Annotated in this window: 13 protein-coding genes; 7 read left to right on the top strand and 6 right to left on the bottom strand. The window is 57.9% G+C overall.

Features of this window, described 5'->3' with window-relative positions:
- Positions 1–383: 383 nt before the first annotated feature.
- Positions 384–557: a hypothetical protein gene (locus tag PQQ52_RS20600; RefSeq protein ID WP_408215145.1), complete on the bottom strand. Its 174-nt coding sequence runs from the start codon at positions 555–557 to the stop codon at positions 384–386.
- 134 nt (positions 558–691) lie between these two features.
- On the opposite strand from PQQ52_RS20600, the gene PQQ52_RS20595 reads away from it, so the two are divergent.
- The 5 genes from PQQ52_RS20595 (at position 692) to PQQ52_RS20575 (ending at position 5,214) form a co-directional block, all read left to right on the top strand.
- Complete coding sequence (locus tag PQQ52_RS20595) at positions 692–949, top strand: MbcA/ParS/Xre antitoxin family protein (RefSeq protein ID WP_408215142.1); 258 nt, start codon at positions 692–694, stop codon at positions 947–949.
- 269 nt (positions 950–1,218) lie between these two features.
- Positions 1,219–1,683, top strand: a complete 465-nt coding sequence (locus tag PQQ52_RS20590; protein WP_408215139.1) for a hypothetical protein — start codon at positions 1,219–1,221, stop codon at positions 1,681–1,683.
- Between the two features lie 167 nt (positions 1,684–1,850).
- Positions 1,851–3,416: a recombinase family protein gene (locus tag PQQ52_RS20585; RefSeq protein WP_408215136.1), complete on the top strand. Its 1,566-nt coding sequence runs from the start codon at positions 1,851–1,853 to the stop codon at positions 3,414–3,416.
- Positions 3,413–4,315, top strand: a complete 903-nt coding sequence (locus PQQ52_RS20580) for a ParB/RepB/Spo0J family partition protein (RefSeq protein WP_408215133.1) — start codon at positions 3,413–3,415, stop codon at positions 4,313–4,315. Before PQQ52_RS20585 ends, PQQ52_RS20580 begins: the two co-directional genes overlap by 4 nt.
- Positions 4,312–5,214 (top strand): plasmid partitioning protein RepB C-terminal domain-containing protein, encoded by a 903-nt coding sequence (locus PQQ52_RS20575; protein WP_408215130.1) that lies wholly within the window; start codon positions 4,312–4,314, stop codon positions 5,212–5,214. The genes PQQ52_RS20580 and PQQ52_RS20575 overlap by 4 nt, the downstream gene beginning before the upstream one ends.
- Before the next feature lie 266 nt (positions 5,215–5,480).
- On the opposite strand, the gene PQQ52_RS20570 is transcribed toward PQQ52_RS20575, so the two are convergent.
- Genes PQQ52_RS20570 through PQQ52_RS20560 form a run of 3 tightly spaced genes read right to left on the bottom strand, consistent with a single transcriptional unit; the run spans position 5,481 to position 8,780 of the window.
- Positions 5,481–6,380, bottom strand: a complete 900-nt coding sequence (locus PQQ52_RS20570; protein ID WP_408215127.1) for a plasmid partitioning protein RepB C-terminal domain-containing protein — start codon at positions 6,378–6,380, stop codon at positions 5,481–5,483.
- Positions 6,377–7,291, bottom strand: coding sequence for a ParB/RepB/Spo0J family partition protein (locus PQQ52_RS20565; RefSeq protein ID WP_408215124.1), 915 nt, complete (start codon positions 7,289–7,291; stop codon positions 6,377–6,379). The genes PQQ52_RS20570 and PQQ52_RS20565 overlap by 4 nt, the downstream gene beginning before the upstream one ends.
- Positions 7,284–8,780 (bottom strand): recombinase family protein, encoded by a 1,497-nt coding sequence (locus PQQ52_RS20560; protein WP_408215121.1) that lies wholly within the window; start codon positions 8,778–8,780, stop codon positions 7,284–7,286. Before PQQ52_RS20560 ends, PQQ52_RS20565 begins: the two co-directional genes overlap by 8 nt.
- A gap of 192 nt (positions 8,781–8,972) precedes the next feature.
- Between PQQ52_RS20560 and PQQ52_RS20555 the strand changes: the two genes are divergently transcribed.
- Positions 8,973–9,323, top strand: coding sequence for a helix-turn-helix domain-containing protein (locus PQQ52_RS20555; protein ID WP_408215118.1), 351 nt, complete (start codon positions 8,973–8,975; stop codon positions 9,321–9,323).
- Positions 9,324–9,537: 214 nt separating this feature from the next.
- Complete coding sequence (locus PQQ52_RS20550; protein ID WP_408215115.1) at positions 9,538–9,900, top strand: hypothetical protein; 363 nt, start codon at positions 9,538–9,540, stop codon at positions 9,898–9,900.
- Between the two features lie 21 nt (positions 9,901–9,921).
- On the opposite strand, the gene PQQ52_RS20545 is transcribed toward PQQ52_RS20550, so the two are convergent.
- Both PQQ52_RS20545 and PQQ52_RS20540 read right to left on the bottom strand, forming a co-directional pair.
- Positions 9,922–10,803 (bottom strand): hypothetical protein, encoded by an 882-nt coding sequence (locus PQQ52_RS20545; RefSeq protein ID WP_408215112.1) that lies wholly within the window; start codon positions 10,801–10,803, stop codon positions 9,922–9,924.
- A gap of 50 nt (positions 10,804–10,853) precedes the next feature.
- Positions 10,854–12,440: a recombinase family protein gene (locus tag PQQ52_RS20540; protein ID WP_408215109.1), complete on the bottom strand. Its 1,587-nt coding sequence runs from the start codon at positions 12,438–12,440 to the stop codon at positions 10,854–10,856.
- Positions 12,441–12,701 lie beyond the last annotated feature (261 nt).

Genomic DNA, 12,701 nt, shown 5'->3' with positions numbered 1-12,701 from the left:
ATGAGTTATCCATTAATGTGAGCTATCAAGAAAAAAGACCCATAAGTTTCTCTACTTATGGGTCCCAGATTCTCAGGTTATGCGTTCAGCTACGTAGGGCGACAGAAAAGGCGCACCTGCACCTCCCGGGAAATCAATCACTTGCAAATTGCCGCGCCACAAAGACCCGTTGACCCGTGTCTAAATTGGTGAGACTGGGCTACAAGCGCGCCAAAGTAAGTGCAATCATTGATTTACTACACAGTTAAATCATTAAAACCGTGTTTTGTCAGCAGCGCAAGCGGCCTCATTGAGGGCCGTTCCAACCGCTGGCGCCCGCCCAAATGCAGTTGCGAATTGAAGCGTCGCGTGAGGCCGTGTCTTCCAGCCGCGTCCCTAGGTTTCTAGCCAGCGGTTTCGTCGGGCGGCACAAAAGTGAAAAACGAATCATCGAAGGTAAAGGATTTCTTCACTAACAGCGACAGGTGCAGCGATGGCCGCCACCGCGAAAAGTGAAAATCCCCGAAACCGCGCCGCAGTTTGTGCAATCTCTCGGAAGCGCCGCGTTGGCGGGTCATGCTGTTACCCCTGAACGCGCTGTAGCAGAGCCATTCGCTTGGACCGGCGTTAGATCGAGCAGTATGATCGAAAGAGCATCCGTGCCGGATCCAGCCGGATGATTACCTCCTGACGCCGAAACGGAGTTGACCTGATGAGCAAGACGCGTGGTGTGCCCCTTACTGCCGGTCAGCGAAAATTTGTCGCCGCGCTCACCCAACAGGTGGAGCGAATGGTCATCGAAAGTGGTGATCCGAATGGGTTCGATGCTGCTGCATGGGCAAGACGCTGGATCAATAAACCGAATCCCGCACTGGGAAATCGTTGCCCATATGAGTTTTTCGACGATGCCGACGGCCGCGCGAGGATCGTTCAACTTCTCGCCATGGCACAGAGCGGCGCGTTCGCCTAAGTCGCGTCGCTGAGACCCTAAATCACCGTTCACGCCCGTCGCACGGCTCGCAGATCGATATTGGCAGGTCGCGCTATAGCATAGACATCGTCATAGCCGACGCCCACTTTGTAGATCTCTGACTCAACATCGCGCCGAAATCTGCGGGCTGGCGCTGGCACCGCCAGCGTCGGCGCATCGGGGCGCGGCACGATGCTGATTGCACGCTCCGAACCACTTTGTATCTCGCAGCTCGCGCTCCATATTCGGAATACGTGTGGAGCACGTTCATGAATACGATCCGGCGGTGCATTGCGTGCGGCTGCGCCTTCCAGCTGCGTCCCCAGGTTCCCAGCCAGCGGTTCTGTTCCGCCGCCGAGTGTCAGCGTGAGCGCCGACGACGCTGGCAACGGCAGCATCTGCGCTCCGATGCCGACTATCGCGACAACCAGGCGCGGGCGCAGGCCAAATGGCGCGCTCGTCACCCGGACTACTGGCGTCAATACCGCGCGACGCACCCGGCCTATCGGGAGCGCAATTGCGCGATGCAGCGGGAGCGGAATGCACGACGAAGTTCCAGTCCAGTTGCAAACATGGACGCGTCACCGCCTTTACACCCGCTCGCGTCGGGCTTCTACATACTGCGCCGTGCGGTCGAAACAGGCATTGCAAAGATGAACGCGTGCACCGTCCATATCGCCGTGCTGTCGGCACCAAACGGGCCACCCATACGTAATTGCAAAGAGATGACGTGATCGACTTCCGCGCCACGCCTGCTACCTTTGCCTTGTACCCGCTCTGAATCAGACACCACCGCAGTTGCGACGCGGTTGCGTTTCGAAAGTGACGATCTGCGTGTCCGACGCGATGCCGGACACGCAAGCTCAGGGGAGCGAGGATTCGAAGCAGCGGGAGCAGGACCGTGTCACTCGATCACATAGGCGATACCGCCGTCGCGCAGGCCCCCTCGGTACGGGCGGCCGAATACGTTCGGATGTCGACTGAGCACCAGCAATACTCGACTGAGAACCAGCGCGACAGGATCCAGGAGTACGCCGTGCGGCGTGGTCTCGAGATCGTTCGCACCTACGCTGACGAGGGCAAAAGCGGTCTGCGTATCGACGGGCGGCAGGCGCTGCAGCAACTGATCAAGGACGTTGAAAGCGGTCGCGCGGATTTTCAGGTGATCCTCGTCTATGACGTGAGTCGCTGGGGGAGATTCCAGGACGCGGATGAAAGTGCGTACTACGAGTATGTCTGCCGGCGCGTCGGCATCCAGGTTGCCTACTGCGCCGAACAGTTCGAAAACGACGGCTCGCCGGTATCCACCATCGTGAAAGGAGTGAAGCGGGCAATGGCCGGTGAATACAGCCGGGAATTGTCGGCCAAGGTGTTTGCCGGTCAGTGCCGGCTGATCGAACTCGGCTTCCGGCAGGGCGGACCGGCTGGTTATGGTCTGCGCCGCGTCCTCATCGATCAGCACGGGATCATGAAAGGAGAACTCCAGCGAGGTGAGCACAAGAGCCTGCAGACCGATCGGGTGATCCTTATGCCGGGGCCCGAGAGCGAAATCCGGATTATCAATCTCATCTACAACTGGTTTATCGACGGGTCGTTAAATGAATATGAGATTGCGGCCCGGTTAAATGGTATGCGTGTTCGCACAAATCTCGACCGGGAATGGACACGCGCGACTGTACGGGAGGTACTGACCAACGAGAAATACATCGGCAATAACGTCTACAACCGCGTGTCGTTCAAACTCAAGAAAATGCGCGTCGTGAATACACCGGACATGTGGATCCGGAAGGAAGGTGCATTCCAGTCTATCGTACCAGGTGAGACGTTTTACACAGCACAGGGCATCATGCGGGCGCGCGCCCGGCGCTATTCGAATGAAGAGCTGATTCAGCGCCTGCGGAACCTGTATCGCGATCGCGGATTTCTGTCCGGTCTCGTTATCGACGAGACTGATGGCATGCCATCAAGCTCCGTGTACATGTACAGGTTCGGCAGTCTGATCCGCGCATACCAGGCCGTGGGTTTCACGCCTGGGCGCGACTACCGCTATCTCGAAACCAACCGGTTCCTCCGTCAGCTTCACCCGGAAATCATTGCACAGACGGAGAAGAAGATCGCCGATCTCGGTGGCATGGTGCTGCGCGATCCAGCCACAGATATGCTCACCGTCAACCATGAATTCACTGCCTGCCTCGTTCTCGCGCGTTGCCAGACACACGAAAATGGGCGGCATCGCTGGAAGGTCCGGTTTGACACGAGCCTGCTGCCGGACATTACCGTAGCCGTTAGGCTCGACCACGCGAATTCCGCGGCGCTCGATTATTACCTCCTGCCGCGCCTAGATTTCGGCCAGCCGCGCATCAGCCTCGCCGACCAGAACAGGATTGAGTTCGAGAGCTATCGTTTTGACACGCTTGACTATCTCTATGGCATGGCTGAGCGGGCCCGCCTCCGGAGGGTGGCATGAACCAGCAGCAACAGGCGGGTGAGGTGCGGACGATTCCGATCGACCAGATCGAGGTCATCAATCCTCGTGAGCGTAACAACCGCGTCTTCAACGAAATCGTCGGCAACATCAGGGCGATCGGCCTGAAAAAGCCGATCAAGGTCACACCACGTGCTACAGCGGATGGCGTCGAAAAGTATCTGCTTGTGTGTGGCGAGGGTCGCCTGAAGGCTTTCCGTTCACTTGGCGAGACGACCATTCCGGCGATGGTGGTGAATGTCAGTGACGAAGACGCATTCATCATGAGTCTCGCGGAGAACATTGCGCGTCGTCAGTGCCGACCACTCGAACTCCTCGCCGGCATCCGGCAATTGCAGGAGCAGGGATATACGTCGAAGGTGATCGCGGAAAAAACGGGGCTCACGCAGTCATATGTCCAAGGTATCCTGATGCTACTGCATCATGGTGAAGAGCGCCTGGTCATAGCAGTGGAGAAGGGACGGATTCCACTCAACGCCGCACTCTCTATTGTTAGCGCCGGTGACGACGATACGGCAATGCAGGCTGCTCTGCAGGAAGCTTACGAATCCGGCAAGTTACGTGGCAAGCAATTGATGGATGCCCGCCGGATTATCGAGCGACGCAAAACGCTTGGGCGCTCCGCTGCCCGCAACATGTCGGGCAAGCTCGCGGATGTGACGACATCGAGCCTGGTGCGGACCTATCAGCATGAAGTCGAACGCCAGAAGTCGATGGTGCGTAAGGCCGAATTTGCGCAGCAGCGGCTCATGTTTGTCGTGGGCGCCCTTCGGCAAATTTTTGCAGATGAAAACTTCGTCAATCTGCTACGTGCAGAGGGGCTGGCAACGTTGCCGAAATATCTTGCCGAGCGCGTCTGGTCGGGCGGGAGCGTCGCATGACAGGCATAACGCTCGGTTTCATTCCCGAGCCTCTATCTATTCCCTTAGTGTGCATCTTGCCGTCGCGCAAAATGCCGGCGACGATCATCGATTCGCGCAAGTTCAAACAGATCAAGGCCTCGATCGAGGAGATCGGCCTGATTGAGCCACTGTCGGTTACTGCAGTACACCAGAGTACGGGTCAACATGTGCTGCTTGATGGCCACCTACGCCTCATTGCGATGCAGAAGCTCGGATTTGTCGAGGTATCGTGCCTGGTCGCAACCGACGACGAAAGCTACACGTACAACAATCGCGTCAATCGGCTGTCCACAATCCAGGAGCACTATATGATTCGGCGCGTCGTCGAACGGGGCGTGTCGCCGGAGAGGCTGGCAAAGGCCCTCGCTATGGACGTGTCCATGATCCTCAAGAAGCTTTCGCTGCTGGACGGCATATGTCCTGAAGCCGCCGAACTTCTGGGAGATCGCCAGTTCTCAGTAGACCTCGCTCGCGCAATTCGGAAAATGAAGCCGACGCGGCAGATGGAATGCGTCGAGCTGATGATAGCGGCGAACAACGTGACCGTGCCTTATGCCGAAGCGCTGCTTGTCGCAACACCCGCAGCACGCCTGGTTGATGGAAAGAAGCCGCCAAAGCTGACCGGTGTGACGCCTGAACAGATGGCGAAGATGGAGCGGGAGATGAGCAACCTCCAGGGCCAATACAAACTTGTCGAGCAGACCTACGGACAGGATGTGCTGAACCTGGTGCTCGCAAAAGGATATCTCGCCAGACTCCTGGAGAACGAACTGGTAGCTCAATACCTGCGGCAACGTCAGCCAGACCTGCTGGCTGAGTTCGAAACGATTGTCGAAACGGTGTCGCTTGAACAGCAGCAATTCAGCGTTCTCACCTAGCTGCTCTTAGCATCGCCAATGCGATGCATGGCGTCACATAGGACCTCGAAATGGCAGGCCGGCCTCTGCTATTCGAAGGCATTAGTTTTGAGAACCGGGCGCATAGGTAACAGGTAGAAGACGGCCCAGAATGGCAGCGCGACCGCCCCCTGCCGGATCGGCTTAAGAACTTCACTTGATCGGTGGCAGTACGCTGCATGCAAAAATAGGTCACTCCGGAGTGAGAGCCGCCAAATAGTTGATTCGCAGCAGGTCAAAAGGTCGCTTCACTCTCGCTCGGAGACGCGATTGTCGGCCCCGATCGCGTCCATTGTCGACACTAGGCTGGCGAGCAGATCACCGTGGTGGCGCTTCAAGTGTCCTTGGATGTTTTCGTTGCGAAGCAGGCGCGCCATAAAGCTCTTGGCGACCACAAGCGACAGCATCGTGTCGCCGATCTCGTCCTCGACGGCCTGGCAGTCTTGCCGCAGCCGCTCCATTTCGCTTTCCATTTTCGCGAGATCTTCCGGCGAGATTTCATCTTTTCTTTTTGGCTTTGGTCCGTCGATCAGTGCCTCGGAGCGTGTGGCCACCAAGATCATTTCCGCGTAGGTCGCGGTGAACTTGTTGGCCGCGACCATCATCTCGGCCGCTTCGATTTGCCGGTAAGGCTTCATCTTCTTCAAAACCGAAAAGACCTTGGGCGCGGCTTGCCGGTTTTTGAGGATTGAGGCTGCCTCGGGAGCGACGCCATCCAGAAGAGTCGCCCGTTCCCGAATGCTGCGGACATCCATGCGAAGGACCTCTGCGATTCGCTTTTCCGAAGCTCCCTTGGCCAGCGCGGCGCGGATCATCTTGTGCTCCTGGACAGCCGATAGGCGCGTGATGTGGCGATTGAACGTAAAGCCTTCGTCATCGGTCGAGACCATGCACGGAGCCGTTTCCCGGCCCAGCTCCTTAAGGGCCTCCAGTCGCAGCCTCCCGTCGAGCAGCTCGTAGTCCCCTAGACGCCGGGGGGATCGAAAGACAGCGAGCGGTTCGATCACGCCCAACTCCGCAATAGAGCCGAGGATGGTTTTGTATTTCATGGTCGCCAGAACGCCCTTGGCCAACGACGAGTTGGCGACAATCCTCTCAAGGGGAACCTCGATGACCTTGCCCTCAAATCCGTGTTTGACATTGCTCATGGCATAAGCTCCGGTGGGATGCGCGAGGCGACCGCCTCGGGTATGTCCTTGACGCCCTCGGCACGCAGGAGCGTCCTGAAATGCTCGTCGGAGAGAAAGCGCCTCAACGCCGAGGTGATTAGCAGAAGCCTCTGCTCTTGGAGATTGGCGTTTTGCACGACTATCCTCTGGCGGCGAACTTCGTTCCTGTAAGTCCGCAGAAGTTTTTGCGGTGTCGGCTTTTCCCGCGGGGAGGGTCTGCCGTGCATCTTTTTGCCCGACACCTCACGCTTGCTTAGAATTCGCCGCACGCGCAGCAATTGGTCTCCGGTCAGCGTCTTGGACTCGTAGGCGGCAACCATCGCAGCCTGAACCTCGTCGCTCGACGAGCGGGCGACCTCGACGGCAAGCCACAAGGGCATGACGCGCTTTTCCACGGCTTGTATCAGCCGCTGCTCGCCCTTTTCCAACAATTGCAGGATGCTGTTGACATATGAGTCGTCCAGATTGGTTTTCTTGGAGATCTCTTCGGTTGTGTAGCCCTTCGCGCGGAGAACCTGCAGGCCATCCAGAAGCTCAGCGGTCGAATGGCGTCGACGCGCGATGTTTTCGGTCAACGTGATAAGGTAGCGGTCGATCTGGCTGGCTTCGACAATAGAGCAAGGAATCACCGTCTCCCCCAGCGCCTTGAGAGCTTCGAGGCGGCCCTGCCCGCACAACACCTCATGCCACTCGCCCTCGGCGTCGCGTCCGCCGTGCGCGACCGTGATGGGCCGTTTGAGCCCGACCGACGCGATGTTCTCGACGAGTTGCGAAAAGAAGTACGGATTGCGCGTTCGGGGGTTCAGCACACGAAGGCGCTCAACCGGAATCAAGGTGATTTGTTCGCTGCGCGAAAGCGTGGAGACGATCTTGTCGACGCGGTCATTCATAGCTGACTCCCTTCAATGGGACCCGGCGCGCCAAATGGCAAAGCATGCCGAGATCTTCGTAGCGGTAAGCCTCGAATCCAAAGTCGTTGTGGTCGCCCAAACGGACGATGTCTGACGAGACGTCGATGGTCGGTAAGAGGTAATAGTCGCGGATCGACTTCGCGTCGAGCTCCATGCGGACCGCGACAGTAATGTCAGGGCGCAGCGCGTTGTCGAAGCGAATGATCCAGCGATTCGAGCCGGTTACGGTCGGCCGGCAGCGGGACAGGGCTAGCGACACCTTGAACTCTTCGTTGACCCACAGCAGGCCGGATCCAGCGTCTCTTTCGACCCGCGCTCCCGTGTCGGCCATCGCCCGCTCGGCCAGCGAGACAACCTCGGGATGAAGTTCCCGAAGGCGGCGGTTGATCTCGACGTAGCGATAGTCGCGAGCGGGCATGTAACCGATGAGGTCGTAGGTTCGAAGCAAGCTGCCGAAGCGACTAGTGTAGGCACTGCTCGAGGGACAGCCAGCCGCCTCGTCGATGACGATGCCGGAAAGATAGCCGTTGTGCAGCAACAGCTTGCGCAGCGCGTCCAGCATGTCGGTATCGGTCAGGCGATACGAGCGAGCGAGAATGATTTGGCGAGCGGCCTCGAAAATGATCCTGTCGACGATCGGCTCGAATGCGTTGTCCGCACGAATCCATGAGGCCGGCGGGTTGCGGACGCGCTCATGTTTAAGTTTGAACGACACGCGGTTCCATACGTTGTCGCCGACATATTTGTCGTTGATGAGAATCTGGTGAACGGTTCCACGGGTCCACAGTGTGCCGCGATCGGTGCGAACGCCCGCCTCGTTCAGGGCTGATGCGATTTCCGATTCGGGGCGACCTTCTTCAACGAACCAACGGTAGATAGCTCGCACGGTCAACAGTTCGTCTGGCGGCCCTGGAGCGAGAATGACACGATCCGTTTGAATCGCCTTGTGCTCCCCTCGTTTCAACTCGTGTTTCTCGCCATTCTGTTCCACACGGACGCGGCGCAAGCCATATCCGGCCGGGCCGCCTTGGCGGAACCCGTTGCGGATGTGGCGACATTGCCCGGCGTGAACCTTCACGCTAAGCTCCCGGCTGTACTCGCCGGCCATGGTTCGTTTGACGCTCTTGATGATGCTGGACACGGGGCTGCCATCGTTCTCGAACTGCTCGGCGCAGTAGAGCACCCTCACGCCCGCTTGCTTACAACGGATCTCGTAACTCGCACTCTCGTCCGGATCTTGGAACCGCCCCCAGCGGCTGACGTCGTAGACCAGGATCACGGTGAATTCCGCAGCCCCCGATTCCACGTCTCGCAGTAAGGCTTTCAATGAATCGCGCCCTTCGAGGCGCAGGCCGCTTTTTCCTTCATCGGCATAGACGCGGACGACGTCTAGGTTCCTGCTTTCCGCGAAGGCAAGAACGACTTCCTTCTGATTTTCGGTTGAGTATTGTTGGTGTTCTGTAGACATCCGCACATACGCAGCCGCGCGGCCTCGTCCGCCGGTGTCTGTCGGGAGTTTGTTGCGCGATGTTCGTTCCACCCTGCCTCCCGTGAACCTCAAGGGGTCGGCTCTAGTCGCTGCGTGCTCTCCCGGAGAGGAGGCAGGCGGGCCACATTTCTTTGCTTGCGTTCAGGGAATATAGTTTTGGAGGCGCGAAAAATGTTGCCGACAACACGCAAGAAGTTGCGCTGGAAGAAAGAAGAAATCGTTGCCGAATACCCCTTAGCAATTGCCATGGCGCTAAGAGAAGAACTTGGAGGCTCGCGGCAATCGATCAAAAAGCTCGTTCGGTGGACCGGTGCCAGCGAAAGAACGGTTCAGAATTGGCTGGGAGGTGTGCGCGGCCCGAGCGGCCCGCATCTGGTGGCCCTCGCGAAGCATTCCCCAGCGGTTCACATCGCCTACATGTCCATGACTGGCAGGGACGATGAGGTGACGACAGACATCACGGCGTCCGTGGCTCTACTGCGAGAGGCGCTGGCCCTGTTAACCGCCCGTCGCTCTCCGTAATGGAGTTCGCTTCGTTCGGGTAGTCCCATCGCTAAATGGCGGTTAGTGAGTCAAAACCGCCGTTCCTGCGCCATGGTGTCAAACACTCGGAGTGGGTCGAGGGCGCTCCATCACGACGGCAGCGATCGGCTCCTTCTGTCCGCTGGCGATCTCAGCTAGCATGGTCGCCCAAGCGTTAAACTTGCCTCGTGTCGTTTGCGAGGACGGTGTCGCCTTGAACAATCCGCTTAATCTCGATTTGCGCGCTCGCGCCGAACTCCTGACCTACCTGGTTGCCTCGCACTTTGTTGCCCGGCAAGCGACCGGGGAATGGCTGTCGTCGGATCACGTCGTCGAATCGACGACAATATGGCTGGCCGCAAACGGGGGAGGCGCGGATGTCATCGAACGTGTGATGCTCGCGAGTCGCGCCCGCGAAATTGCCGAGCAGATGGAGCTAATTTCTCCACTTATGTTTGGACCTGACCAGGTCACTTCGATGTTCTGTGAAAATCTCCGTTTGGATTTTCGCTCGCCAATAGCTCAGGACATCTACCAGCAGTGTCTGACCCAACTTCTCAACACGCGGTGGTTTTAAGGCAGTTGCGGCACGCGCACTTCAAACGGGCCTCTTTGTTGTAGAACACACGGTCTTGGTTCGTGCGTACGGCAACTTCATGGCACGTTTTGGCTCTGTCGCATCATCTGCTTCCCGTGCGATGCGCTCGAGCGAAGCGGCGTGAAGCGGATAAAGCACTTGCAACCACGCGATCACGTCATAATTTTGCACCCAGCTACGGATATAGCTGCCGCAGACCGCAAGGTAGAGCAAATTAACGTTATGCCCGGCAGACAAGGCGTGATTCTTTCGCTGCAAGCCTATCAACCGCTTTTCAATCCTCTCGAAGCGCCTTGTACGATTTCGGTCGCATCGACGTACCCGTGATACGACTGCTCGATGATCCTCGGGTGTCGCCGCTAGCAGCGCGTGGGCAAAGTCCCCTGTGTAGTTGTCCACTGCGCGCATCAGATTGGAGACGGCTATCCGACGTGATGTCGTCATTCGGCTAAGTGCCTGAATTGTCCTCGCGGACAAAGTCTCTCCAGCAAGAGTCGTTGTGGTCTCTGTGACGTCAGGCGGTCGGCCGCGCCGGTGACCGGAGCCGGTTGTGTTCCCTTCCGGCACATCCGAAGCTGCACGATCCTCGCATGCTTGCTTCAGCAGTCGTTGCTGAACGAGGTGCGGCATCTTTGCGAATCCCGTTGCCTTGAGTAAGGCGACGAACTCCGCTTGGAAAAACAGTTCTCCAAGGATATTGTCAAGAATCCTGACCTCCGCGTCCGCAGCCTCCTTACGAGATAGCGCGGTGCGTTGGAGTTCACATTCCCGCTTGATCTCTTGACATATTCGTACCTCAACGGGCTTGCGCGCTACCCGCTCGCCGACAAGGCGACTGCCGGCCTCAGGTACATCAGGTTCATGCCCCTGTGATTGCAGCAAACTACGGTTTGCCGCAGTACGCGTCGAGGCCCGTTTTTCTGTGCGAGGTCTCACGGTACACCCGCAGACGGAACGCGATCCAGGACTTCCAGCGGGACCGCGTCCGAGAGTTCGACGAGCGACTTCAAATCGGGACGTCGTAAATCTTTAAAATTCGAGACGCCATTTCGGTGAATCACCGTGTATTTCCCATGAGTGAGGCTGCCTCGAGGAAAGAAATAAAAATCCAGTAGCTCAGGAGTTGCCCGTTCAATGCGGGCATAGACCAGAAAGTCGATGGCGAAGCAGTCCGGCCAGCGCGCGACCCAATACGGTGAGTGTCCGTGGATGAGCCATGAACTTCTCACCACAAGCTGCAGCCTGAGCGCGTTGTCTACACACATGACATTTGTGTGTTTCTCGAACTTCACTTCGTGCCCGAGTCCTTGCAACACCTCTATCGTGATCTCGGCTAGCGCGCGCTCCGTTCGCCGTTCGACGTGTCTGTTCCGGGATCGCTCGGGATTCAGATGGGGCGAATACCCGATTTCCTCGTACGCTCCGTAAAGGCTGCCGAATTCGTGCATCACGCGTTCAACAGATGGCGCACTTCGATAGCGCTTCAAAGTCGCCTGATTCAGTTTGCCGGCTTTTTCCATGACCTTGCGCAGGCCTGACACGATTTCATCCCGGCTGGGGGTATGCCTGATCTGGGCGAGTTTACGCTGAACGGTGCCAAAGATCTGCGCGCCAACTACCGGCTCGAACGCACCGGGTACGCGTATCCAGTCCTCCGTGGGCAATTGTTCCCACGCGGCGTCCAGCTTCGAAGAAGTCCGGCTGTAGACGTTCGTGCCGATGTATTTTTCATTGTGCAGAATCTGGAGAATATTTCGCGGCAACCAAGGCCGGCCGGCGCCGTTGCAAATTCCGAAATCGTTCAGCCGACGCGCTATGATCGTGGCGGTCGTCCCACGGGCGGCGTACCACTCGAAGATTTTTCGCACGAGCGCCGCTTCATGCGGCGGTCCGGGAGCGAGGACCACACGGTCGGTCTGGAGGCTTTTGTACTGGTACGGTGCAAGCGGTCGGCGGGTGCCGTTATGGGCGTCCACCAGCACACGCTGCAAGCCGTACCCTGGCGGCCCGCCGGAGTGGTAACCCCGCTGAACGTTGACACAGTGGCCCAGGAAAACTTTGCGTGAAATTTCGCGACTGAATTCACCCGCCATCGCGCGTTTGAGCGCCTTCATGACGCACGTTGCCGGGCTGGCGTCGTTTTCAAAGGGCTCGGCAACGTAAACTACCTTTACGCCAGCGCGACGACAGGCGTATTCGTAGAAAGCTGCCTCATCAACGTCCTGAAATCGCCCCCAACGGCTTACGTCGTAGACCAATATTATTGTGAATTTGCGGGCTGGATTTTCGACATCCACCAGCAACTGAGTTAGGGCCGGGCGCTCGCGCAGCGTAAGTCCGCTGATTCCGGCGTCCTCATAGTCCCGGACGATGCGGATATTATGGGCTGCTGCGTACTCTGCAATCGCCTGTCTCTGGAAAATCGGGGAGCATTGCTGATGGTCGGTAGACATGCGCACGTATTGCGCTGCACGTAGCGGTGCGATGAAGCCTGAGCGGCGATTCGGTGCGGACGCCATGCGATCTGCCCATTAGCTACCTTGCATAGTAATAGCGGCGCAGCCTTGGAAGTCAAGGCAAGTCGATTGATTGAGGCGAAAAAGCCGGTTTGCACCCGGCTGCAACTGACAGCCTGCAAGCGATTACAGTCTAAATCCGATAAAGCGCACTCTCCTTGGTCGGTAGTCCAGATTTCTGCATTTGGCGAATCCCCAGCTTGATCGTACGCTGAGATCTCCGAGGGACAATCGGCTCGTTTCCGCACAATAACGTAGATCGCT

It is taken from the genome of Paraburkholderia sediminicola, from assembly GCF_046030555.1.
In the GTDB taxonomy this organism is placed as follows: Bacteria; Pseudomonadota; Gammaproteobacteria; order Burkholderiales; family Burkholderiaceae; genus Paraburkholderia; species Paraburkholderia sediminicola_E.
This window is presented reverse-complemented; position numbering and strand designations above follow the sequence as displayed.

Coding starts and splice junctions, on each gene's coding strand:
- PQQ52_RS20600 (WP_408215145.1), bottom strand. CDS start 557: ATGACCCGCCAACGCGGCGCTTCCGAGAGATTGCACAAACTGCGGCGC.
- PQQ52_RS20595 (WP_408215142.1), top strand. CDS start 692: ATGAGCAAGACGCGTGGTGTGCCCCTTACTGCCGGTCAGCGAAAATTT.
- PQQ52_RS20590 (WP_408215139.1), top strand. CDS start 1,219: ATGAATACGATCCGGCGGTGCATTGCGTGCGGCTGCGCCTTCCAGCTG.
- PQQ52_RS20580 (WP_408215133.1), top strand. CDS start 3,413: ATGAACCAGCAGCAACAGGCGGGTGAGGTGCGGACGATTCCGATCGAC.
- PQQ52_RS20575 (WP_408215130.1), top strand. CDS start 4,312: ATGACAGGCATAACGCTCGGTTTCATTCCCGAGCCTCTATCTATTCCC.
- PQQ52_RS20570 (WP_408215127.1), bottom strand. CDS start 6,380: ATGAGCAATGTCAAACACGGATTTGAGGGCAAGGTCATCGAGGTTCCC.
- PQQ52_RS20565 (WP_408215124.1), bottom strand. CDS start 7,291: ATGAATGACCGCGTCGACAAGATCGTCTCCACGCTTTCGCGCAGCGAA.
- PQQ52_RS20560 (WP_408215121.1), bottom strand. CDS start 8,780: ATGTCTACAGAACACCAACAATACTCAACCGAAAATCAGAAGGAAGTC.
- PQQ52_RS20555 (WP_408215118.1), top strand. CDS start 8,973: ATGTTGCCGACAACACGCAAGAAGTTGCGCTGGAAGAAAGAAGAAATC.
- PQQ52_RS20540 (WP_408215109.1), bottom strand. CDS start 12,440: ATGGCGTCCGCACCGAATCGCCGCTCAGGCTTCATCGCACCGCTACGT.